General features: G+C 56.6%; 20 protein-coding genes. 16 read left to right on the top strand and 4 right to left on the bottom strand.

What is annotated here, in order from left to right; genetic code table 11:
• Positions 1 to 67 precede the first annotated feature (67 nt).
• Positions 68 to 1,600 carry a 4-alpha-glucanotransferase gene (gene malQ, locus HY010_18190; protein ID MBI3477667.1) on the top strand — a complete coding sequence of 511 codons (1,533 nt, stop codon included), beginning with the start codon at positions 68 to 70 and terminating at the stop codon, positions 1,598 to 1,600.
• Between the two features lie 208 nt (positions 1,601 to 1,808).
• Positions 1,809 to 3,590 (top strand): lysophospholipid acyltransferase family protein, encoded by a 1,782-nt coding sequence (locus HY010_18185; protein MBI3477666.1) that lies wholly within the window; start codon positions 1,809 to 1,811, stop codon positions 3,588 to 3,590.
• Positions 3,591 to 3,596: 6 nt separating this feature from the next.
• Here the strand turns inward: HY010_18185 and HY010_18180 are convergent, their stop codons facing one another.
• Positions 3,597 to 4,181, bottom strand: a complete 585-nt coding sequence (locus HY010_18180; protein ID MBI3477665.1) for a helix-turn-helix transcriptional regulator — start codon at positions 4,179 to 4,181, stop codon at positions 3,597 to 3,599.
• Between the two features lie 194 nt (positions 4,182 to 4,375).
• Here HY010_18180 and HY010_18175 point away from each other — a divergent pair, with 194 nt between their 5' ends.
• From HY010_18175 to HY010_18155, 5 genes are all read left to right on the top strand, one after another.
• The gene (locus tag HY010_18175; GenBank protein ID MBI3477664.1) at positions 4,376 to 4,861 is read left to right on the top strand and encodes a fasciclin domain-containing protein; all 486 of its coding nucleotides are present in this window, start codon (positions 4,376 to 4,378) and stop codon (positions 4,859 to 4,861) included.
• Positions 4,862 to 4,878: 17 nt separating this feature from the next.
• A complete protein-coding gene (locus HY010_18170) occupies positions 4,879 to 5,115 on the top strand; it encodes a DUF378 domain-containing protein (GenBank protein ID MBI3477663.1) in 237 nt (78 codons plus the stop codon).
• A gap of 304 nt (positions 5,116 to 5,419) precedes the next feature.
• Complete coding sequence (locus tag HY010_18165) at positions 5,420 to 5,608, top strand: hypothetical protein (GenBank protein ID MBI3477662.1); 189 nt, start codon at positions 5,420 to 5,422, stop codon at positions 5,606 to 5,608.
• A gap of 8 nt (positions 5,609 to 5,616) precedes the next feature.
• Positions 5,617 to 6,492: a 3-hydroxyacyl-CoA dehydrogenase gene (locus HY010_18160; protein MBI3477661.1), complete on the top strand. Its 876-nt coding sequence runs from the start codon at positions 5,617 to 5,619 to the stop codon at positions 6,490 to 6,492.
• A 432-nt stretch (positions 6,493 to 6,924) separates the two neighbouring features.
• On the top strand, positions 6,925 to 8,553 hold the full coding sequence (locus HY010_18155) for a hypothetical protein (protein ID MBI3477660.1): 1,629 nt from the start codon (positions 6,925 to 6,927) through the stop codon (positions 8,551 to 8,553).
• A 58-nt stretch (positions 8,554 to 8,611) separates the two neighbouring features.
• Here the strand turns inward: HY010_18155 and HY010_18150 are convergent, their stop codons facing one another.
• Both HY010_18150 and HY010_18145 read right to left on the bottom strand, forming a co-directional pair.
• The gene (locus tag HY010_18150) at positions 8,612 to 9,142 is read right to left on the bottom strand and encodes a DinB family protein (GenBank protein ID MBI3477659.1); all 531 of its coding nucleotides are present in this window, start codon (positions 9,140 to 9,142) and stop codon (positions 8,612 to 8,614) included.
• Positions 9,143 to 9,226: 84 nt separating this feature from the next.
• On the bottom strand, positions 9,227 to 10,255 hold the full coding sequence (locus HY010_18145) for a DUF2911 domain-containing protein (GenBank protein MBI3477658.1): 1,029 nt from the start codon (positions 10,253 to 10,255) through the stop codon (positions 9,227 to 9,229).
• A 347-nt stretch (positions 10,256 to 10,602) separates the two neighbouring features.
• Between HY010_18145 and HY010_18140 the strand changes: the two genes are divergently transcribed.
• The 9 genes from HY010_18140 to HY010_18100 all read left to right on the top strand — a co-directional run bounded on the left by HY010_18140 (position 10,603) and on the right by HY010_18100 (position 21,395).
• The gene (locus HY010_18140; GenBank protein ID MBI3477657.1) at positions 10,603 to 11,853 is read left to right on the top strand and encodes an ABC transporter permease; all 1,251 of its coding nucleotides are present in this window, start codon (positions 10,603 to 10,605) and stop codon (positions 11,851 to 11,853) included.
• Between the two features lie 2 nt (positions 11,854 to 11,855).
• A complete protein-coding gene (locus HY010_18135; protein ID MBI3477656.1) occupies positions 11,856 to 13,094 on the top strand; it encodes an ABC transporter permease in 1,239 nt (412 codons plus the stop codon).
• Between the two features lie 101 nt (positions 13,095 to 13,195).
• Complete coding sequence (locus HY010_18130; GenBank protein ID MBI3477655.1) at positions 13,196 to 13,627, top strand: hypothetical protein; 432 nt, start codon at positions 13,196 to 13,198, stop codon at positions 13,625 to 13,627.
• 108 nt (positions 13,628 to 13,735) lie between these two features.
• Positions 13,736 to 14,845, top strand: coding sequence for an SAM-dependent methyltransferase (locus HY010_18125; protein MBI3477654.1), 1,110 nt, complete (start codon positions 13,736 to 13,738; stop codon positions 14,843 to 14,845).
• Positions 14,846 to 14,930: 85 nt separating this feature from the next.
• On the top strand, positions 14,931 to 15,416 hold the full coding sequence (locus tag HY010_18120; protein MBI3477653.1) for an NUDIX domain-containing protein: 486 nt from the start codon (positions 14,931 to 14,933) through the stop codon (positions 15,414 to 15,416).
• Between the two features lie 132 nt (positions 15,417 to 15,548).
• Positions 15,549 to 17,903 (top strand): carbohydrate binding family 9 domain-containing protein, encoded by a 2,355-nt coding sequence (locus HY010_18115; protein ID MBI3477652.1) that lies wholly within the window; start codon positions 15,549 to 15,551, stop codon positions 17,901 to 17,903.
• A 44-nt stretch (positions 17,904 to 17,947) separates the two neighbouring features.
• Positions 17,948 to 18,436, top strand: coding sequence for a hypothetical protein (locus tag HY010_18110; GenBank protein ID MBI3477651.1), 489 nt, complete (start codon positions 17,948 to 17,950; stop codon positions 18,434 to 18,436).
• 46 nt (positions 18,437 to 18,482) lie between these two features.
• Positions 18,483 to 19,400, top strand: a complete 918-nt coding sequence (locus HY010_18105) for a site-2 protease family protein (GenBank protein ID MBI3477650.1) — start codon at positions 18,483 to 18,485, stop codon at positions 19,398 to 19,400.
• A gap of 51 nt (positions 19,401 to 19,451) precedes the next feature.
• A complete protein-coding gene (locus HY010_18100; protein MBI3477649.1) occupies positions 19,452 to 21,395 on the top strand; it encodes an ABC-F family ATP-binding cassette domain-containing protein in 1,944 nt (647 codons plus the stop codon).
• A gap of 71 nt (positions 21,396 to 21,466) precedes the next feature.
• On the opposite strand, the gene HY010_18095 is transcribed toward HY010_18100, so the two are convergent.
• Positions 21,467 to 22,054 carry a GTPase domain-containing protein gene (locus HY010_18095; GenBank protein MBI3477648.1) on the bottom strand — a complete coding sequence of 196 codons (588 nt, stop codon included), beginning with the start codon at positions 22,052 to 22,054 and terminating at the stop codon, positions 21,467 to 21,469.
• Positions 22,055 to 22,271: the final 217 nt, after the last annotated feature.

Below are 22,271 nucleotides of genomic sequence, written 5' to 3'. Positions count from 1 at the left end.
TGAGCCGGGACTGGGACCTAAAAAGTTTGCCTGAGAACTGAGAACTGAGAACCGAGAACTGGTTTTAATGTCTTTTCCCCGCGCCAGCGGCATCCTCCTCCATCCCACCTCACTGCCTTCCCGCGGTGGGATCGGCGACTTTGGTCCAGCCGCCTACGCGTTCGCCGACTATCTCGCATCTGCGAAACAAGGCCTCTGGCAAGTCCTTCCATTGGGGCCGCTAGGCTACGGAAACTCTCCTTACTCCTCAACATCTGCGTTTGCGGGCAGCCCGCTCCTGATCAGCCTGGAGCGCCTGGCTGACCACGGCTGGATCGACCGCGCGCAAGTCAGTTCCAGTTCCGGCGCCATCGAACCGGTCGACTATCAACGAATTTTCAAACAGAAGATGCCGCTAATCTTCGAAGCGGCTCACAATTTCCTGCAATCGGCTTCGCCGGCCGCTCGTAACCGTTTCGACAGATTTCGCGAAGGCAATCGCTGGTGGCTCGACGACTTCGTCCTGTTTGACGGCTTACGTTCGCATTTGAAGCTGGAGAGTTGGAACCGGTGGCCGCGTGAATTGGCGCACCGTGATCCTGACGCGCTGGAGAAGAAGCGCACCGAACTACACAACGATCTGGAAACTCGCAGCGTGGTCCAATTTTTCTTCTTCGAGCAGTGGCAGGCGCTCCGCGCCTATTGCGCCGAGCGTTCGATTCGCATGGTAGGAGACATCGCCATCTTCGTGAATCTTGACAGCGCCGATGTCTGGACTCATCCCGATCTGTTTCGCCTCACTCCTGAACTCGAGCCCGAAGTCGTTGCCGGCGTTCCGCCAGATTTTTTCAGCAAGACCGGACAGCGCTGGGGGAATCCTCTCTACCGTTGGGACGTGATGCAGACGCAAGGCTATTCGTGGTGGATCGACCGGCTGCGCTGGGCAACTCACAACTTCGACTACATCCGGCTCGATCATTTTCGCGGGTTTTCGCAATTCTGGGAAATTCCCGCCAATGAGAGTACGGCGATCAATGGACACTGGGTCGACGGCCCGAAAGACGATCTGTTTACTCATCTTCGGGATGTTCTTGGAGGCCTGCCGTTCTTCGCCGAGGATCTCGGTTACATCACACCCGATGTCCATGCATTGCGTGAGCGGTTGAACATTCCTGGCATGGCCGTGTTGCAATTCGGTTTTGGCGACGCCGGCGCGCATGCTCACCTTCCTCATCAGTTCTCCGTCGACAAAGTCGTATACACCGGCACGCACGACAACGATACGATCCTGGGATGGTGGGAGTCGGGCACGTCGGAGGAAGAACGACGGCATGCCAGTTCGTACTTTGGCCCCAGCGACGACGGTGTGAACTGGGCAATGATCCGGTGTGCGATCAACTCAGTCGCTGGTCTATGCGTAGTACCGCTCCAGGACGCTCTTGGGCTGGGCAGTGAAGCTCGCATGAATATTCCGAGCAAGCCCGAGGGTAACTGGCGTTGGCGTTTCCGCCCGGAAATGCTACGCGCCGAGCTGGCCGCGAGGCTTTCTGCAATTGCGGAAGTAGCAGACCGCCTCCCGCAGCCCTTACCCAAAGTTACCGTTGAAGAGTGGATAGCCTGACCAATCGCGGTCTCCGGGACTCTCATTGCCATTACCCTCGTGTGCCGCCTGCCGTTGGTATTGTGACCTCCGTCACGATTCGCCAAACTACAAATCGAGTATCTTTCAGGGAGTTACTTTAGGGACACTGTTCACGAACCTTTAACCGTTTCTTCACACGGCTGCAAAGGGAGCTAGGCGAAAATTTGTTATGCGCAGATCGCCAAGCATGAGGAACCGCAGGCGGGACTTCTGGACCGGCTCGCCGCAACTTCCCGGACTTCCCGCGTTCGCGGGCAAGCTGATTCCGATGGCCGAAATGCGCGAATTGTACGAGCGCGTGCGCTCGGCGCCGAACGGATTTCGCCTGGAAACTCTCCTGGAAGAGATGCAGGTGGACTTGGAACTCCAGCCGGCCGATCTAGAACGCATTCCTGCCAAAGGGCCCCTGGTCGCCGTTGCGAACCATCCGTTTGGCGTGCTCGACGGTGCTGCTCTAGGAGTGCTGCTATCGCGCGTTCGCCCGGACGTGCGGGTCATCACCAACTCATTGCTGGAAGGAATCCCTGAACTCAGCGAGCACTGTTTTTTCGTTGACCCCTTCCATTCGCCCACTTCGGTGGAAAAGAACCTCAGGGCATTGAAGCAGGCCATCGAGTGGCTCCAGCAAGGTGGAGCGCTGGCTGTATTCCCGGCGGGCGAAGTTTCACAGTTCAATGTTGGACAAGGTCAGATCGCAGATCCGGCATGGAACACGGTTGCCGCCCGTCTGATTCGCAAGACCGGAGCCAGCGCGCTTCCCGTATATTTCTGTGGACACAACAGCGTGACGTTTCAGTTGTTGGGCATGATCCATCCACGGCTGCGAACGCTGGTGCTCATTCAGGAATTTCTGCAACAGCGCGGCAAGAAGCTGGAAGTGCGCGTGGGCACTTCGATCCCTTCGGAATTGATCGTCAACATCGAGGATGACCGGGAAGCCACCGAGTATTTGCGCCTCCGGACCTACCTGCTCGCCCAGCGCGGCAAGAAATCGCTCTCTCTTCCCACCCGGATGCGGGCTGTGCTCCCGAAAAAGGCCCAGGAGGCAATCACCGCTGCTGTGCCGCAGAGTCTCCTGGTGCACGATATTGAGGCTCTGCCAGCCGACCAACTGCTGACTGAGAGCAGCGAATTTGCCGTGTATGCGGCCCGTGCCGCCGAGATGCCGCATCTGTTGGAAGAGCTCGGACGTCTGCGCGAAATTACCTTTCGCGCTGCGGGAGAGGGCACCGGCAAACGCACCGACCTCGATCAATTCGACAACTACTATTGGCATCTATTGCTCTGGAACAAGCCGAAGCAGGAACTGGCGGGAGCGTACCGCGCCGGTAATACCGACGAGATTATTCGCGCGCACGGGATTAAGGGTCTCTACACGAACACCGTATTCCGTTACGACGAACGCTTGTTCATGAAGATCGGTTCGGCTCTCGAACTCGGCCGTTCGTTTGTACGCGCCGAGTATCAGCGGCAATATGCACCGCTGCTGCAGTTGTGGAAGGGAATAGCCCGGTTCGTTGCTGCCCGTCCAGAAACTCCCGTGTTGTTCGGGGCGGTCAGTATCAGCAACGAATACAGCCGCCTGTCGCGCGAGATGATCGTGCAATACTTCGAGTCCCGTGATGATGGTCGCGAGTTTGTCGATCTCATTCAGCCGCGGACGCCGTTCCGAACTCCGAAATTGCGCGGCTTGGATTGCCGGGCCTTGTGCGATGCGTTGCACAACCTCGACGAATTGGGTGAGCCCATCTCTGACGTCGAAGAAGATGGTAAAGGCGTGCCCATTCTGATCCGTCAGTATGACAAAGTGGGTGGGAAACTGGTCGGCTTCAACCTCGACCGCAAGTTCTCGGATGTCGTCGACGGTCTGGTGATCGTCGATCTTCGCGAGACCGATCCCTCGGTTCTGGAACGTTACATGGGCAAGGAAGGCTATGCTGGCTTCCGCCGTTTCCACAAGATGGATTAGTTCTGTTCAAGCCGTGACAACAATTCCCGTGCACGGTCCCTTACCCAGTCGGTGATAGCTGTGGCGAACGACGCCGTCGAAATACACCGAGTCCCCTTCTTCCAGAACAAACTTGTCTGAGCCAATCGTAAGTTCCAATTGGCCCGCCATGAGGTAGATCAATTCCGCTCCAGGATGCTGGTGGGCTCGGGCCTTCTCCGGGGAAATCGGTTCGAATTCCGCATAGAAACCGTTCAACCTTCGTTCGGTTGCTTTGAAGTCGAGGCTCTCAAAATTGTAGGCAACGCTGCCGCCGCCCGGACTGGCGGGAAAGCGCAAACGCTCGCCTTTACGCGCAATCGCCACCACGTGCCGCTTGCGCTCGTCGGTGAAGAAGTGTTCGAGGCCGACACCGAACACCATGGCGATCCGCAGCAAGGTCGGCAACGTGGGAAACAGCTTGCCCCGTTCGAGTTTCGAAAGCATGGCCGCCGAGAGTCCCGTGTGCTTGCCCAGTTCCACAAGTCCCATGCTCTTGCGGAGCCGCAACGCCCGCAACTTCTCTCCGATGGCATAGGGACGAAGACCGTCATTGATAGTTTTAGTGCTCACATGCCTCCTGTTTTCCTGGCAATCCAATAACCACCCAGAATTTCACCGGCATTGAAATGGATTGCAAATCCTAGCTGATTATCCTGTTGAGATAATAAATGTTCTCTATAGTTAATACATCGCACCCGTGAAAAAAGAAAGCCAAAAGGTGCTTTTCCAGAAAAAGTAAGGCGTAAAAAACGAAGGAGAACAAAGTGAAGGCAACCAGTTTTGCATTGATCCTCAGCGTCCTCGCAGTTGCCATCCCGGCTTCGGCCGGTTCGGCAAAAAAGGACATCGTTGATACGGCCGTAGCCGCCGGCTCATTCCACACCCTGGCTACCGCGCTGCAAGCGGCCGGTTTGGTCGAGACTCTGAAGGGCAAGGGCCCTTACACCGTATTCGCACCGACCGACGAAGCATTCGCCAAGTTGCCCGCGGGCACAGTGGAGACACTTCTGAAACCCGAGAACAAGGAAAAGCTGAAGTCGATTCTTCTCTATCACGTGGTTTCCGGCGACGTGACCGCGAAGCAAGTGATGACGCTCTCTTCGGCAAAGACCGTCGGGGGCCAGGACGTCTCCATCAGCGCAGCCAGCGGAACGGTCATGGTCAATGACGCCAAGGTAATCAAGGCCGACGTAATGGCCTCGAACGGCGTGATTCACGTGATCGACACCGTGCTTTTGCCCAAAGAATAGGAGAAAGGAAAATCAACATGAAAACTCTTGATGTCATCGCAGGTGTACTTCTGGTGGTGGGTGGACTCAACTGGGGGCTGGTGGGTGCAGCCCACTTCGATCTGGTGGCGACGATCTTCGGCATGAAGTTCGGCGAAACCTCCTCGCTCAGCGCGGTCGTTTATGTTTTGGTTGGACTGTCGGCCTTGTACCAGGCAGTTTCTTTCAAGGCGATCCAGAGCCGCTGGGGACACCAGTCGGCGCACGCTCGCTAAGTTCAATGTGATGCGGAATGGCATGCCTGACTGCCATTTCTGCTTGCAGGGCAGCCACCAGACTCGGTGGTTGCCCTTTTTTCTGCGCCGATCAGCAGTCAAGGAAATCGAAGTGCGTTCGATATTCGGGTTCGGCTTTCGCGATAGGAGATGGTGAGCATCGAGTGTATCCGCACCAAGGTTTCTACTGATTTCTCGCACCGCCTTTACTAATCGGCTCCACCCATTGAAAATGAAAAGGTACCCTGTCGGCGGCGCTCTGTTTACCCTGTGCCGCGCGGCCGGAATAACGCAAGGAGCCTTCATGTCTGCCACTGGAGAATTTATTCGTATGATGAACTACGTCGACGACATCGCCGCAACGCTGCGGCGGATCACCGTCGGCGTTCCATCGATGACCGAAGAAGAACGCAAACGCCTGTCGGAATACATGCGCAAGTCCGACCCCAACTTTGTCACGGTGCTCCAGCAACTGGAAGGCGGAGGAAAGTAGTGTCTGACGTGAAGACCGTCGCCGTGATCGGGGCGGGCCTGATGGGGCGGGGAATTGCCCATGCCGCCGCCCTCGGCGGCTATCGCACCATTCTCGAAGATCTCCTTCCCAACGCGCTGCGCAAGGCAGAAACGGAAATCCGCGCCAATCTCGACAAGGCTGTCGAACTCGGCAAAGTCAGTGCGGGAGCGGCCGAAGCTGCATTTGCGCGGATCGAGTATGCGGGTTCCGTCGAGCAGGCGGCGCGCGAAGCCGATCTTGTTATCGAGGCCGTTCCCGAGGAGATGGAATCGAAGATCGAGATCTTCACCTTACTCGACAAGATCTGTCGCCCGACGACGATTCTCGCGTCCAACACTTCTTCCCTCAGTGTCACGGAAATTTCCAGCGTTACCTACCGCGCCAAGAAATGCATTGGAATGCACTTCTTCAATCCCGTACACAAGATGAAGTTGCTGGAAGTAGTACGCGCGCTGGAAACGGACGACGATACGCTGGCCACTGTGGTTGAGGTCGGCAAGAGAATGGGAAAAGAAGTCGTCGTGATCAAGGAATCGCCCGGCTTTGTCACCAGCCGTATCAACGCCATGATCGGCAACGAAGCTTTCTATATGCTGCAGGAAGGCATCGCGAGCGCTGAAGACATCGACAAGGCCCTGAAATTGGGACTGAACCACCCCATGGGCCCGTTTGAGCTGGTTGACCTGGTTGGCCTGGATACTCGACTCCATATTCTCGAATACCTGCACAAGAGCCTGGGTGAGAAATTCCGGCCGTGCCCGTTGCTGGCGCAGTATGTGAAGGCCGGACGATTGGGGCGCAAGTCAGGTCGCGGTGTCTTCGACTATCCGGAAACGAACGTTGAGGCTGCGGCGTCGAAATAGCGAGCGGTTCAATGACTGTTCGGTTTTAGTGCCGGCTGTTCTACACGACCGCAATACCTGTTTCAGCCTGAAGCCTTGGTCCTGAATAGCCCGCCAGGCTTGCCTTTTGCCGGATCTGGCAACATGTTGGCGAGTTGGTACTGAGCTGGCGATTCGCAGCCGGCTGGCATATACTCGTCGCGCGCGGTCTCCCCCGGCGGCAAGCACACTCCAATCCTTTACTCGACCTTGCGGATCTTCAGTGTTCAGCGCGCTGTCGCATTGTGACTCCTCCCTCAGGCGTGTCACACGTGGGGCGGCATGATTCTCCGGTTGGAGAATTTGTCGTGATTTTGTGAGCTGATTTCCCCTGCTATTGCACATTACAGAGTGAAGGAAGAAGTGCGCCTCTTGACGACGCGTGCTCGGTAAACCGCTATCCCAGGAGAATCTATGACCAGGCAATGGAGTGGCAAACTGCATGTGATGGCTTTGGTAGCGGCCATGGCGATCGCCGTGTTCGGAATTCCTGTCGTCCAAGCGCAGTACACCGACCTGCATGACTTCAATACACCTGGCCTCTCGGCGCCGCAGTATCCGGGAATCCTGGCCCAGGGTCGCGATGGAAACCTCTATGGCACGGCTCAATTGGGTGGAACCTCCGGGCGAGGCGGCATTTTTCAAGTCACTCCCGCCGGCGTGTACACCGATTTGTACAGCTTCGATAACACGATCGGCGTGAATCCCTACAGCGGACTCACCATGGCCGCCGACGGCAGTTTTCTCGGTGCGACTTTCAATAACGGCGCCAACTTTTTCGGAACCGTGTTTAAGTTCGTCCCCGGAAGCGCTCCGGTTACACTCCATAACTTCGCGCTCGCCGAAGGAGGAAACCCCTATGCGCCGCCGATTCAGGCTACCGATGGGAACTACTACGGGGTCACATCGACGGGCGCCTTGGGCTTCGGCGCGGTGTACAAGATCACATCAGGCGGGAATTTCAGTGTGCTCTATGCCTTCGACGGCACTCATGGTTCGACTCCGATCGCGCCGCTCATTCAGGCACGAGACGGAAATCTCTACGGCACCACCAAGGTAGGCGGAACCCTTGGATTTGGTACGGCATTCAAGATCACTCCCGGTGGCACCCTCACTGTTCTCTACAACTTCGACTCGACTCACGGTTCCAACATTTTTGCTCCCCTGGTGCAAGGCTCCGACGGCAACTTTTATGGGACGGCACGAGATGGGGGAACCAAGAACAGTGGTGGCATTGTCTTCAAACTCACCGCCAAGAAAAAACTAACCGTACTCTACAATTTCGATCGCACGAATGGGAGTCCTGACGGAAACCAGCCTTACGCGGGCCTGGTACAGGCCAGTGACGGGAAATTCTATGGCGTGACGTCCGCGGGTGGAACCAACTCCGCGGGATCTCTCTTCCGCATTACGTCGGGCGGTGTGTACGCGAAGTTGTATGACTTCGTTGCCGCAACTGGTTCACTCCCGACGGCTACACTCCGGCAACACACGAACGGGAAGCTCTACGGCGAGGCCACGACGGGGGGTGCGGCAGGTCATGGAGCGTTCTTCAGCTACGACATCGGACTCAAGCCGTTCGTCCTTGTGAATCCGTCCTTCGGGGTGCCTTCACAAACTGTCGAAATTCTGGGCGAAGGGCTGCTGGGAACGACGAGTGTCAAGTTCAACGGCCAGCCGGCTTCCGCGAATATTTTTTCTGACACGTACATCACCGCCTTTGTCGCATTCCAGGCAACTACCGGTTTCGTGACCGTCTCGATTGCTCATAGCACGTTGAAGAGCAGCCAGAAATTCCTCGTTGTCCCGGCAGTGGGAAACTTCAGCCCGGGCAGCGGGCCGGTGGGCTCTCAGGTCGTGATCACCGGCAACAGCTTTACCGGGGCCACGAAGGTGGCATTCGGCACCAAGAGCGCCCAGTTCTCGGTGGACTCGTACACACAGATTACCGCCACGGTGCCGGTCGGAGCCAAGTCTGGAGCGATCACGGTGACCACGCCGGGAGGAACTGCCACCAGTGCCACAAAGTTCATTGTGAACTGATGGCGCAGGTGAGTCACGGCTGTCGCAGAGATGGGCGCACACCCTTGCTTCGTGAGGCCTATTTCACACCTTTCTCCGGATCCCAGGAGCCCTGAAGTTTGCGGACGTAAATGATCTGTCCGATGTGATACGCATTGTGTGCCCCGATGTGGGCGATCGTGGACGCCGCGGCTTCCACTTTTTTCTCGTCCGCTGCTTCCACGGCTTTTTCCCACTCCGTCATCACTTCATCGAGTTGCTTTACAGTCGCGGGCCAAGTCTTGCTGTCGAATTTGTTGAACGTCTCTTTGTTGTCGCCTTCGAACTTGGCTGGCTTTTCGCCCTTGAATGTGGCAAGTGCGTGACGGTTCCAGAAGATCAAGTGGTAGGCAAGCTGGCCGACCGAATGATTGCCGTGCCCGTCGGTCCAACTGGCTTGCTCCGGAGTGAGGCCTTCCACTGCGACATTGGCGGGAACAAACCAATCCTTCACGTTGTGCGTGGTTCGTAGTTGCTCCAGTAGAACGGTTTTGAGCGTGGATGCTTTTGGATTCTGAGCCTGGGCGAAAAATGACATGGCCAGAACTGCGAACAGGGCAATTTGCTTCATGCTTGATCTCCTGGATTATTGATGACACGCGGGCACAGGAAAATGCAAGGGCTGCGCGAGTCGGCAGCCCCGCATCATCAGATGCTATTGATTGATGTCCTGCTTCGATTCCAGTTTCTTCACCAGTCCGTCAACGTAAGTTTTCTGATTGTCAGGCGCTTTTTCCAGCGCGATCTTCATTTCCTTCGCCGCGTCATCGAATTTTCCTTGGCCTGACAACACGCGAGCCATCCCGGCATGAGTGAACCACATCTCGGGGTGCTTCTTGGCGTTGTCGCGGAATATTGCATACGCGTCGTCCGCGCGCTTTTGTCCTTGCAGGTTGCGGGCATAGGTGTGCATTTGCAAGGGGTTTGCCAATGCCAGAGCTTTCTTTTCTGCTGCAGCTGCTTCATCCTTGCGGTTGAGTGCCGCGAGCACGTTCGATCTGGTCATCTCGTTGTCGTAGCGTTCTTCGTTCGTAATCGACGCGTCGACATACTTGAGGGCATCGTCGAGCGCAACTTTCTCCGCGAGCAGATAATTCGCCGCGTCGTCGCCGCTGATCCAGGTGTACTGCGACAGGTTACGGAGTTGTTTCTTTAGGCTTGCCTGCACCACTTCATGAACGTCGACGCTGATTTTGAACGGAACCGCGACCTTCTCCCACTCCAGGACGGCCACCGCGGAACTAGCAGTCAACTGGTCGAAATCGTAGGTCAATGCATTGTGCATTTCGGCCGCTTGCGGCTTGACGTTGACGCGCAGCGCATCCTCGGCCTGGTCATAGGTGAAGGCGCCCCAGGAAGTCGAATTCTTCGAAAAGATAATCGTCCAATCGTCGGCGGTGGGGATCATGTGCAGGCCGTAAGTCCCTTTGTCGAGCGGCTTGCCCTCGATCATGACCGGATCGCTGAATGTGATCGTGGTATTTTCGTTGGCCCCAGCACGCCAGACTTTCCCGTAGGGAACCAGGCCGTCCCAGACTTTGCGATTGTTGACCAGCGGACGGTGATAAGAAATCGTGACGTCGGTGATGCCGACCCGTTGCGTGATCTTTGCGCCTTGGCTGGGCCGCGGCAGGTCCAACACGAAAGACTGTGCGGAGCTGAGTCCGCACAACGTCGCTAACATCACGCTGAAAATCATTCCTCGTAGGGCGAAGCGAATCATGGGCGAGAGCCTCCTGGGGCTACCCCGGTAATGCAGATGTTGGTATTCGATCGGGATTCCAGATTCTAGATCTGCATGGAGATAGCGCATGCTTAGACGTGCCCGCGGGTTAGCGGTGAGCGAAATGCTGTGAATATTGCGACGGACCCAGCCGTCCATCGGTGCGCTGCTAACGTCCAACCCGTTGCTGGAGTCTAAGTTAGGAACTGGCGCTTTTTGTGGGAACCGTGCGTCTCGTCCCGCCGTATCAATCAGAGGGCGGGGTGGTGGATGCCCTTTCCTCGACTTGCCCCAGCGGAAACAAGCCTATGCGAATGCTCATTGAGATCGTCCGCCAGTCGTTGGCCACCTTGTGGGCACACAAGATGCGCTCGTTTCTGACCATGTTCGGAATCGCCTGGGGGGTTGGTTCCCTGTTGCTTTTGGTCGGTCTGGGTGAGGGCTTCCGTAGCGGACAGACTCGCCAGCTCGCCACTCTCGGACAGGACATCATGTTCATGTTCCCGGGACGCATCCCGGCGGTCGCGGGCAATTCGCTTTCTGGACGCAGTTACCACTTCACCTATCAGGATTATCTGGCGATACGGCGCGATGCCCACTCCTTAAAGAATATTTCTCCAGTTTTGAACCGCGAGGATATCCGGGCTGTCAGCGACTTCGGTACCACCAATGGGCAGATCTTTGGAATCGCCCCCGAATATAACCAGATTCGCAATGTCCCCGTCGGCACGGGGCGCTGGTTCAACGAGGAAGACAACACCGAAGGACGACGGGTCGCGGTAGTCGGCTGGGAATTGCTGAAAAACATTTTCCCAGGGGGCAATGAGGCGGTGGGTTCAACCGTCCTGCTGAACGGCTCGCGTTTTGAAATTATTGGCGTGGTCGCCAAAGTCGGTCAGGACGGCAATAACGGGACGAATGCCCGCATCTTTATCCCGATCGAAACCATGCGCGGCCTGTTTCCGCTGAAGGAACAGAACTCCGAAGATGCAATCTCATTTCTGAACTATCGTCCAACCACGCCCGCGCAACATCTCCAGGCCCGGAACGAACTGCACGACATCATCGCTCGACGCCACGGGTTCGATCCCAAGCTGGAAGACTCCTTTGGCGACTGGGACACAATCGAAAACAACCAGAAAGTCGGCAAGATATTCGATGCCATGGACTGGTTTCTGGGAGTGGTCGGCGTCGTGACACTCGGCCTCGGCGGAATCGGCATCATCAACATCATGCTGGTATCGGTCACCGAACGCACCCGTGAAATTGGCTTGCGCAAAGCTCTCGGCGCAACCCACCGCGCGATCCTGACCCAGTTCTTCGTCGAGGGAGCATTCCTGACCGCGTTAAGCGGCGGTATAGGACTGCTCGTAGTCGGCGGCTTTGTTTCACTCCTCGCGATGTTGCCGGCGCCCGAAGGATTTGATACGCCGCGCATCGTACCAGCGTCCGCAGTGGTCGCCATTCTCTCGTTAGCGGTTGCGGGCATTGCGGCAGGACTTTATCCAGCGCGCCAGGCGGCATTGTTGCAGCCTGTAGAAGCGCTGCGCCAGGAGTAATTATGGTCCTCGAACTCGGACATCAGGCCTACAACGCGCTCAAGTACAATCGCCGCCGCAGCGTTCTTACGATGCTCGGCATGGCGTGGGGGATTGCGACCGTGGTGCTGCTCCTCGCCTATGGAGCCGGGTTCGAGCGCGGGTTGTGGGTCGCGTTCCGCTCGTTTGGGACAAACCTGATTTTCATTTTCCCGGGACGCACTTCACTGCAGGCCGGAGGCACCAAGGCTGGGGCCGAAGTGAAACTGACCGTCAACGACCTCGACTATCTGCAAGCCGAAGTGCCGTTGATCAAACGGCTCTCTCCAGAAACGTCCAAGCAGAGCACGGCGGGCTACGGGACCCGTAGCGGCAGTTACAGCGTGAGCGGTGTGTATCCCTACTATTCGCGCATGCGCAAAATGGACGTGGAGTTTGGCACGTTTTTTACTGAACTGGACGAAAACACGCATACGCGGGTTGCGGTGCTCGGCTCCGACGTAAAGAGGAAGCTCTTCTCCGGCCAGAACGCATTAGGCGAAAAGGTGCGTGTCGACGGAATCTCCTATGAAGTCATCGGCATTCTGAAGCACGCGGTTCAGAATGGTGACGATGACATGAACAATAAGATTTACATCCCGTTCAGCGCCATGAGTGACATCAAGAACACCTATTACCTGAACGCGGTTGTGATGGAGTACGAAGGCGATCATGAAAAAGTGGCCACCGCGATCCGGCAGTCGATGGCTTTTCATCACGAGTTCGACCCGAAGGACAAGCGCGCGATATTTGTGTTCGACGTGATCGCGGACCTGCTTGACTTGCGCATCATCACGACCGGAATCAAAATATTGCTCGGCTTCATCGGCCTTCTGACCCTCGGCATCGGAGGCGTTGGCCTGATGAACATCATGCTGGTTTCCGTGACCCAGCGTACCCGCGAGATCGGCGTCGAAAAAGCCCTCGGAGCACGAAGCTGGCATATTCTTTTCCAGTTCCTGGCGGAAGCACTGGTGATCACACTGCTCGGCGGACTTGCTGGCGTTGTGCTGGCTTATATCGTTTCGTGGTCGGTGGGTTCACTCACGCTCTGGAGCGCCTTCATGGAAAACGCCAGCGAAGGCGACATCCATCTGACCATTGATTCCACCACCCTGATTGCCTCAACGCTGATCCTGGGATTTGTCGGTGTCATCAGTGGCATGCTGCCTGCGATCAAGGCCTCCCGCCTCGATCCTATTGAAGCGCTGCGCTACGAATAAGGCCAGCAAACAACCGGATAGCCCCGCGAAAGCCGCGTAGGTGGGGCACTACACCAGGCCTTCCCTGTGATATATTCGTGCCGATTTCCCCGGAGGAAGCCATGCGCCCACTTGGCGTCACCTTGATCGGCATTTATCAGATACTGCGCGGTGTGTTGGGAGTGTTGTTTGGATTGAGCCTACTGCTGTTTACCAGCCTGGCCGCGAAACTGGCATCGTTGGCCGCCGAAGGCAATGCGCTCGAACGCATGCTCCACAGTCTCGGACGTATGGCCGGACTTGGCATCATTGTGTTCGCCCTTCTCCACGTGATCGCCGGATTCGGACTCCTCAAAATGGAAAACTGGGGCCGCCTGCTGACGCTCCTGTTCTCGGCGATCGGTCTCATGGCGTTGTTGCCGGTCCTGATCGCTTCCCACGGCCTGCCGCTTGTCTTTGCGGCGATCAACGCGGTCAGCATCTTTTACCTGGCACTGCCTCCCATCAAGCGCATCTTTCATGGCAACCGGGGTGCACTCCGGGCGGCTGCGTAATCTGTGCGGTCCGGTACTCGGATACACACGCTTCCATCACATATCTCGGGCTGACCTGGAGACGCGGCAAGCCGCGTCTTTCCACTAGAATTCCAGCGAGGCCCGGCGATGTCACTCCGCGAACAGATCGAACAGGAAATCCGCGCGCGCGGCCCGATCCCGTTCTCTCGCTACATGCAAATCTGTTTGTACGATCCTGTCGCCGGATACTACTCCCGCAATGCAGAGCAGTTCGGTAAAGCGGGAGACTTCTACACGTCAAGCGACGTGCATGCAGTCTTCGCGCGGCTGCTGACCCGTCAATTCGAAAAAATGTGGCGTACCCTCGACCGTCCGCCAGAGATTGAAATACTCGAACTTGGCCCTGGCCGCGGCCTGTTCGCCCGCGACGTGCTGGACTGGTCACGCAAGAAGTTTCCTGAGTTCTTTGCAGCTCTTCGCTACACATTGCAGGAGTCTTCGCCCGGTTTACGGACGAAACTGCACGAAAACCTGCGAGACTTCATCGCGGCCGGCAAAGTTACGATTGGGGAAGGCCAGCCAGAATCCGTCCAACGCACCACGCCGCACGATGTTCCCATGATTGTCTTCGCTAATGAATTTTTCGACGCCCTTCCCGTCGAAATATTGACCCAGCAAGGCAAGCTTTACCTGGGCATCGAAAACACTCGCCTGCGCGAAATGTGGCTCGCGCCAACGAAGGATGAATTCGAATACCTCGATTGCTATGGAGTGCATCCGGAACCCGGTGAGCGTATCGAAGTGCCGCGTCTCTCGCAGTCGTGGACGAAGTCTATTGCCGACTCGATGTCGCGAGGTTTCGTCGTGGTGATCGACTACGGCTATACCCGCGCCCAGCAACTCGCTGGACATCATCGCGGAACTCTCATGGCCTATCGACGTCATTCCGCCACCGGCGATCCGTATCAATCTCCCGGCGATCAGGATCTCACTGCCCACGTGAATTTCACTGCGGTCGCCGCGGCCGCCAGCGCCCAGGGAATGGAAGTTCAACCGCTCCGCACGCAGTCGCAATTCCTGATGAGTCTGGGCGAAGAGAATCAGTTTGCGGATGCCTTTGAAGACTGCCGGCTACCCCAGGAGCGCGCCAAAGTAGCGCTTCAACTCAAACACCTCATCACGCCATCGGGGATGGGCGAGACCTTTCATGTCCTGATCGCAAGTCGTGGCCAAATCTCATCACGTGCCACCCGCTAGAGGCAAAAGGCCTCGTACCAAAGTGCACACTTTACGATGCAATTTCATCTTCGTGAAATATCTTCAAGGTAGTCTACTGATAGGTATGGGTGCGTCTCGAACAACCCGATCCACACTGCCGCTGCGGGTGGCGGCGGTTTGCTATCGCCGGCGCAACTCACACGCTGAGTTTCTTTTGGTGAACACCAACGGTGGCAGCAAGTGGACGTTCCCAAAAGGCATGCCTGAAGACGATCTATCTCACAGCCAGGCCGCAGAACGCGAGGCCATGGAAGAAGCGGGCGCTACAGGAATCATCGAGCCGCGACACTTCCACATTTACACCTACTCGAAAGGCGTCTTCTGGCAGAACGGAGGCGTGCAGGAGTACGCCGTCAAGGCCTTCCTCATGGAGGTGCAGCGCACACGCAATCCTGAGGAACCCTTTCGCAATCCCACCTGGTTTGCCCCCGAAGAAGCGCGTGTCACGCTCGCTAAGGGCAGGGAAGTGAAATACGCTCGCGAACTCCAGACCGTGGTCGATCGAGCCCTGGACCACCTGGGCATTGCCCGCCTCGTCGCCGCTCGCTAGTCGGTTATGGATACGAAAGCGCCCACGGAGCGCTAACGTTTGTTCGTGTCCTGAGTCCCACGATGGTTGTCCCCGTCATTGCGCAATATTGCCGATGATTTCTGAAACTGGGCAGGCGGAGCACCCGTATAAATGGAAAGGTTTTCTCGCGTTGTGTTCTCGATGACAAGTCGCCTGCCCGCACTCCTTTGGCTGCTGATGTTGGCCACACCCCTGGTGGCGCGTGACGATCACGCTGTAGCGGGGCATCCCGAGGCGTTTGCCAACCTGCACATTCCCAAACTGGAGCATGGTCCTGTGCTGGCCGATTTTCTGAACATGCAGCCTTCTCCCGCATTTGCCGGGAAGATGCTGAAAGTCGAAGGCTTCGTTCAGAGAGATCCCAAAGATGGTGCCCCGGTCTCGCAGAAGACGGAAGTGTATCTCGGGTATACCGACCGCAACCTCTACATAGTCTGTGTGTGCTTCGACTCGGAGCCCAGCAAAATTCGTGCCCGCAGGGCACGCCGCGAGCTGATTAACGAGGACGATCAATTCGGAATTGTTCTGGATACCTTCCACGATAAAAAACATGCTGTGTTTTTCTTCGTCAATCCAGAAGGTGTGCAGCAGGATGGCATCTGGAGCGATCAGGAGCCGGATCTTTCCTTCGACATGTTGTGGAACTCGGATGCCAAACTCACCGCGCAAGGGTATCTGATCTGGTTTGAGATACCCTTCAAGTCGCTGCGTTTTCCTGCGAGCGCTACACAAAATTGGGGGTTGTTCTTCGAGCGCGACATCAGGCGCAATAACGAATACTCGTTTTATCCGCACATTACCAGCAATGCCCAGGGCTTCTTGAGCCAGGAAACGGTTATGGACGGGCTGGAGAAGATTTCGCCCGGCCGGAACATGCAGTTCATTCCCTATGCATCCGTCCGCACCTTTCGCGATCTGGATGACCGCGACCCCCAGAATCCGCATTTCCACGGCAAGCACATTGAGCCACGCCTGGGTCTAGATTCGAAAGTTGTGATCAAGGACGCTTTCGTACTCGATGCCACGATCAACCCGGACTTTGCGCAGGTTGAGTCCGACGAACCGCAGGTTACGGTGAACCAGCGCTTCGAAGTATTCTTTCCGGAGAAACGCCCATTTTTTCTGGAGAACGGCAGCTTCTTCGACACTCCGATACCGTTGCTCTTCACACGGCGCATCGCCGATCCCGAATACGGCGTACGGCTCACCGGAAAACTGGGGCCATGGGCGCTGGGCGCGCTGTTTGCCGATGACAAGTCTCCGGGCGGAAGTGTTCCTCCCAACGATCCGCTGAGCGGCCAGAGGGCCTATTACACGGTACTGCGCGTGAATCGCGATATCGGGAAGGAATCGACCCTCGGATTCATCTACACCGACCGCGAACAAGGGACGGTGCCGCTCACGCTCTGTCTCGATACTCCCTGCACCGTAGGGTCAAACCGTGTCGCGGGAATCGATACCAAGATCAAGTTGAATTCCAAGTGGACCGCGCAGGCGCAGGCGGTGTTCTCCCACAGCAAATTCAACGATGGCACGCATCAAGGCGGACCAGCGTACTGGGCCTTTGTCGAACGCAGCTCCCGCCAGCTGGAATTTAACTCTCTGTACCAGGACACGGCTGCGCATTTTGCAACGGAAACGGGCTTCTTCCGCCGCCCGGACATCCGTCGGTTCAGCAATTTTGCGAGGTATTCATTCCGGCCTGAAGGGAAGCATCTGGTGTCGCACGGACCTGGGTTGTTCACCATCAATAACTGGGATCACACAGGCACTCGGCTGGAATACTTTGCCAACGCCAACTATCGCTGGAACTTTCAACGACAAACGGTCTTCGGTGTTTTCACCAATCTGGGCCATGAACGGCTGCGTCCAGTGGATTTCAACACGCTTGCAGGCAACCGCGATTACGCTCACCGCCATTCCGGTTTCTTCTTCGACAACGGGTACTTCAAACAGGTGACGCTCAACGGAGAACTGGGGTGGGGCACGGACACAAATTTTGACACCGCCGTGGGCCCGCCTGTCCTGGCCGGCTCCAGCTACGCGCAGATCATGGCCACCATCCGCCCGGTGAAGGGTCTCACCGTGGATAACACCTATCTAATGACGCGTCTGCAAGACCTGAAGACGGGAGCGAATATCTTCAACAACCACATCATCCGCTCGAAGTGGAACTATCAGTTCACACGCGCGTTTTCGTTGCGTGTCATCGGACAGTACACCGCCACCCTGAGCAATCCCGCGTTGACCTCTCTGCAGAATACGAAAAACCTGAATGCTGATGTCCTGTTTACCTATCTGCCTCATCCCGGGACAGCGGTTTACGTGGGCTACAACAGCAATCTTCAGAATCTGGATCGCTCCCTCAGCGTTGATCCCAATGGAAACCTGTTGCACACACGGGACAGCTTCATCAACGATGGAAGGCAATTCTTCGTGAAGGTCTCGTATCTGTTCCGCTACTAGACGGCGAAAAAGCGCTAGTGCTGTAAGATGACCCGCAGAGACTCATGGTGAAGAAGACCGTAAAGGCTGCTCAGTCCGCATCACCCGCCCAGCAGATGGTGGGATTCATCGCTAAGTTCGATCCCGGGATCGCTAGGCAGATACGCGCGGCGCGCGGTTTGCTGCGCAAGACATTTCCAACTGCCAACGAACTCGTATATGACAACTACAATTTTTTCGTGATCGGGTATTGCACCACAGAACGCACTTCAGACTGCCTGTTCTCGCTCGCAGCGGACGGGCATGGCATCAACCTTAGTTTTTATTGGGGATCAAAGTTGTCCGACCCGCTCAGGATTCTGCGAGGCAGCGGTACCCAGAATCGCTTTCTCCGGTTGGAAAGCGCGGCCACGCTCGCCAAACCAGAAGTCCAGGCCCTGCTGAACGAGGCCGTCGCCCAGGCGAAGAATCCTCTGCCGCAGACTGGCCGCGGCGCCACGATCATCAGGTCGATCTCGGCCAAGCAGCGGCCCCGAAGGTTGGCAGAGAAGTAGTTGTATCGCGCTGCCGACCAGAAACCGCGTGTTATAAATCTCCTACATGCCGAATCGCCAAGGCTCGATCCGCATCTTCAGCTATTCCGGAATAAATGTCTTTCTGCATTGGTCCTGGTTCGTAGTGGCCTTCTACGAGATCAACGCTCGGGGCAGATCCTATTCGTCCGTTAGCTGGAATGTGCTGGAGTACCTCGCGCTGTTTCTCATCGTGACCATGCATGAATTTGGCCATGCTCTCGCCTGTCGGCAGGTAGGAGGCGCGGCCAATCAGATCGTGCTCTGGCCTCTCGGCGGTGTCGCGTATGTCGACCCGCCACCGCGACCGGGCGCCACGCTCTGGAGCATCGCCGCCGGGCCGCTCGTGAACGTGGTGCTGGTTCCGACCCTGTCGATCCTGGGCTGGCTTGGGCGATCGTCCGGGTGGTCTCAGGCAAACCCCAATGCTCACATGCTGCTGCGCAACATCTGGTGGATCAACCTGGTCCTTCTGATCTTCAACATGCTGCCTGTCTATCCTCTCGACGGCGGGCAGATTCTTCGTTCACTGCTTTGGTTTGTCCTGGGACGCGCGCGCAGCCTGATGGTAGCCGCGATCTTTGGCTTTGTCGGTGTGATTGGGATGGTGGCCCTGGCGTTTTGGATGCAGTCGGTCTGGACCGGCGTCGTAGCGGTCTTTGTCCTCATGAATTGCTGGGGCGGACTGCTGCAGGCTCGAGCGTTATCGCGGCTGGCAAAGATTCCGCGTCGAAACGGGTTCGCCTGTCCCTGGTGCAAATCCGAGCCGCCCCTCGGTGAATTCTGGAAGTGCGCCAAGTGCGGCGCGTCATTCGACACCTTCCAGACGCACGGCGTTTGCCCGCAATGTTCGACCCAGTTTCCTATGACGCACTGCTTGGATTGTCGCCGGGCGTTTCCCATCAGCGAGTGGATGGTGTCGTCCATCGCGCCTGCAAAACTGTAAGAGGGATCGCGCCCATTTCGTTGCCGCTCGTGAGACCATAACCACAGTCCCATGATTCAACTTTCCGGCGCCGGTAAGCGCTATGGCCACAAACTCCTCTTCGAAGACGCCGACTGGCTGATCACGCCGGAGTCCCACATCGGACTCGTCGGCGGGAACGGCACCGGCAAATCCACCGTGATGAAAGTTCTGGCGGGCCTGGAATCGCTCGACTATGGCTCCATCTCGCGTGCGAAGGGAATTTCCGCCGGATACCTTCCGCAAGACGGCCTGACTCTCAGCGGCAAATCCATTTTCGAAGAATGTATGTCAGTATTCGCAGGACTCCACACCATGGAGAAGGAGATGGAGTCTCTGGCGCAAAGTATGTCGGAACTCGATCAGACGAGCGCCGCTTATGCCGATGTCGCTGACCGCTATCAGAAACTGGAACATGAATTTCGCGCCCGCGATGGCTACACGCTGGAAGCCGAAGTCGGCAAAGTGCTTACCGGGCTTGGCTTTCATCGCGACGACTGGACTCGGCTGACCGACGAGTTTTCCGGCGGCTGGCAGATGCGCCTCGCGCTCGCCAAGCTTCTACTTTCAAAACCGAACCTCCTTCTGCTCGACGAGCCCACCAACCATCTTGATCTCGAAGCCCGCAATTGGCTCGAGGAATATCTCACCAGCTATCCCTGCGCGTATGTTCTGATTTCGCACGATCGCTATTTTCTCGATGTCACGGTAAAGCGCATCGTCGAAATCTGGAACAAGCAAATGCACTTCTATGCTGGCAACTATGACCAGTATCTAAAGGCAAAAACCACACGCAGAGAACAACTCGAGGCCGCTTACAAAACGCAAAAAGAGCGGATCGAGCAGCTGGAAGTATTCATCAACCGCTTTCGCTATACCGCGACCAAAGCCAAGCAGGTCCAGAGCCGCATCAAGGAACTCGATAAGATCGAGCGCATCCAGATTCCAGAGGAAGAAAAGACCGTCCACTTCACCTTTCCGCAGCCCAAGCCCAGCGGGCGGATCGTCGCCGAGTTCTCGAACGTCGCCAAGAGTTACGGTGACCATCGGGTGTTCGAGAAAGTGAACTTCAACATCGAGCGTGGGGAACGGATCGCGCTGGTCGGGGTCAATGGAGCAGGGAAGTCGACCCTCATCAAGTTGCTCGCTGGCACCGAACCCGTGACCGCCGGCAAATTTAAATTAGGCCACAACGTCGACTTCGATTACTTCGCGCAGGATCAATACAAGGAACTCGATCCCGAAGCGCGAATTCTTGAAGACCTCGGCGAGAAATCAGGCACGTCCACGCAGACGGAATTGCGGAGCCTGCTTGGCTGTTTTCTCTTCTCAGGTGATGACGTGTTCAAACGAATCGGCGTGCTTTCCGGCGGCGAGCGCAACCGCTATGCGTTGCTGAAAATGCTGCTGCATCCGGCAAATTTCCTGCTGCTCGACGAGCCGACCAACCATCTCGACATCCGCGCCAAAGACGTTCTGCTCGAAGCCCTGGAAAAATACACGGGCACAGTCGTATTCGTATCGCACGACCGCTATTTCATCGACAAACTCTCCACGCGTGTCTTCGAAATTGGCGATGGCAAGGTCGAAATCTATCCCGGAAATTACGAAGACTACCTCTGGCGCAAGCAGGGCGGAGCAGCCGAACTGGAAGCGCAGACGGCGAAATCGGTCGGCATCGAAACGACGCCCGCCAGTGGGAATCAGCCATCGCCTGTGGTCACGCCGGCGGAATCCAAAGCTAAGCGGATGAACCCGATGAAGCGCAAGCAGATGGAAGACCGTCTACACGAACTCGAAGCAGAAATCGCGCAAACCGAAGCCGCCATCGCGCACTGCGAGACGCAACTTCAGAATTTCGTGAGCGCCGAAGAAACCGCCCGGCAGGGACAGGAACTTAGCCAGAACAAATTGTTCCTGGCAGGATTAATGACGGAATGGGAAGAGCTGTCAGGCCAACTGGAAACCACGGTCTAAGCAAGTCTGCGACGCAGGATTGGTGGGATTTTACTGAGAACCGGGAACTGAGAACCGAGAACTGTCTTTAGCTATCCGCCCTGCTTCAACTCGGTCAAAACCTGGCGCGCGATTTCCTTGAGGGTCTCGAACACGCCCACACCCTGAAACGCCACTGACTCGATCACCGCTTCGTTTTTCTTACGCAGTTCTTTGGAAAGTTGATCGACGGCCAGCACGTTGGGCAGATCGCGCTTGTTGAGTTGCAGGACATACGGGATCTTGTTGAAGTCGTAGCCGTGTTCCTTGAGGTTGTCCATCAGGTTGTCGAGTGCTTCGACATTGGCGTCCATGCGCTCTCCCTGCGAGTCGGCGACGAACACAATGCCGTCTACTCCGCGCAGGATCAACTTGCGGCTGGCGTCGTAGAAAACCTGGCCAGGGACGGTGTAGAGGTGGATACGGGTCTTGAAGCCGCGTACCGAACCCAGGTCCAATGGCAAGAAGTCGAAGAACAGGGTACGGTCAGTTTCGGTGGCAAGCGAGATCATCTTGCCCTTCTGCTGCTCGGCGGTTTTTTGATAGATAAATTGCAGGTTCGTCGTCTTGCCGCCTAATCCGGCGCCATAGTAGACGATCTTGCAGTTAATCTCGCGAGCTGCGAAGTTGATGAAACTCAAAGGCTTCCTCAGAGACGACGCGGAACATTCCCCATGCGGGAGTCGTTCCTGCACAAATCCCTAAAATTCTAGTTTCGGATACTGCAACTTTTTATATCACACCCGGAGGGGTACCTGCAGGTTACTCACGTTACTAAAAGGCCACAGGCTCAATCAGTTCCAGTTCTCAGTTCCCAGTTCCCATTCGGTTCAGGAACGCGGATTTCTCCTCGAGGGA

The organism is Acidobacteriota bacterium (assembly GCA_016196065.1).
In the GTDB taxonomy this organism is placed as follows: Bacteria; Acidobacteriota; Terriglobia; order Terriglobales; family Acidobacteriaceae; genus Acidiflorens.
Note: the sequence above shows the minus strand (reverse complement) of the source record. Positions and strands in the feature narration are given on the sequence as shown.

Excerpts from the sequence above, each read along its gene's own strand:
- malQ (MBI3477667.1), top strand. The coding sequence starts at position 68 with ATGTCTTTTCCCCGCGCCAGCGGCATCCTCCTCCATCCCACCTCACTG.
- HY010_18185 (MBI3477666.1), top strand. The coding sequence starts at position 1,809 with ATGAGGAACCGCAGGCGGGACTTCTGGACCGGCTCGCCGCAACTTCCC.
- HY010_18170 (MBI3477663.1), top strand. The coding sequence starts at position 4,879 with ATGAAAACTCTTGATGTCATCGCAGGTGTACTTCTGGTGGTGGGTGGA.
- HY010_18165 (MBI3477662.1), top strand. The coding sequence starts at position 5,420 with ATGTCTGCCACTGGAGAATTTATTCGTATGATGAACTACGTCGACGAC.
- HY010_18155 (MBI3477660.1), top strand. The coding sequence starts at position 6,925 with ATGACCAGGCAATGGAGTGGCAAACTGCATGTGATGGCTTTGGTAGCG.
- HY010_18150 (MBI3477659.1), bottom strand. The coding sequence starts at position 9,142 with ATGAAGCAAATTGCCCTGTTCGCAGTTCTGGCCATGTCATTTTTCGCC.
- HY010_18145 (MBI3477658.1), bottom strand. The coding sequence starts at position 10,255 with ATGTTAGCGACGTTGTGCGGACTCAGCTCCGCACAGTCTTTCGTGTTG.
- HY010_18140 (MBI3477657.1), top strand. The coding sequence starts at position 10,603 with ATGCGAATGCTCATTGAGATCGTCCGCCAGTCGTTGGCCACCTTGTGG.
- HY010_18135 (MBI3477656.1), top strand. The coding sequence starts at position 11,856 with ATGGTCCTCGAACTCGGACATCAGGCCTACAACGCGCTCAAGTACAAT.
- HY010_18130 (MBI3477655.1), top strand. The coding sequence starts at position 13,196 with ATGCGCCCACTTGGCGTCACCTTGATCGGCATTTATCAGATACTGCGC.
- HY010_18125 (MBI3477654.1), top strand. The coding sequence starts at position 13,736 with ATGTCACTCCGCGAACAGATCGAACAGGAAATCCGCGCGCGCGGCCCG.
- HY010_18120 (MBI3477653.1), top strand. The coding sequence starts at position 14,931 with ATGGGTGCGTCTCGAACAACCCGATCCACACTGCCGCTGCGGGTGGCG.
- HY010_18115 (MBI3477652.1), top strand. The coding sequence starts at position 15,549 with ATGGAAAGGTTTTCTCGCGTTGTGTTCTCGATGACAAGTCGCCTGCCC.
- HY010_18110 (MBI3477651.1), top strand. The coding sequence starts at position 17,948 with ATGGTGAAGAAGACCGTAAAGGCTGCTCAGTCCGCATCACCCGCCCAG.
- HY010_18105 (MBI3477650.1), top strand. The coding sequence starts at position 18,483 with ATGCCGAATCGCCAAGGCTCGATCCGCATCTTCAGCTATTCCGGAATA.
- HY010_18100 (MBI3477649.1), top strand. The coding sequence starts at position 19,452 with ATGATTCAACTTTCCGGCGCCGGTAAGCGCTATGGCCACAAACTCCTC.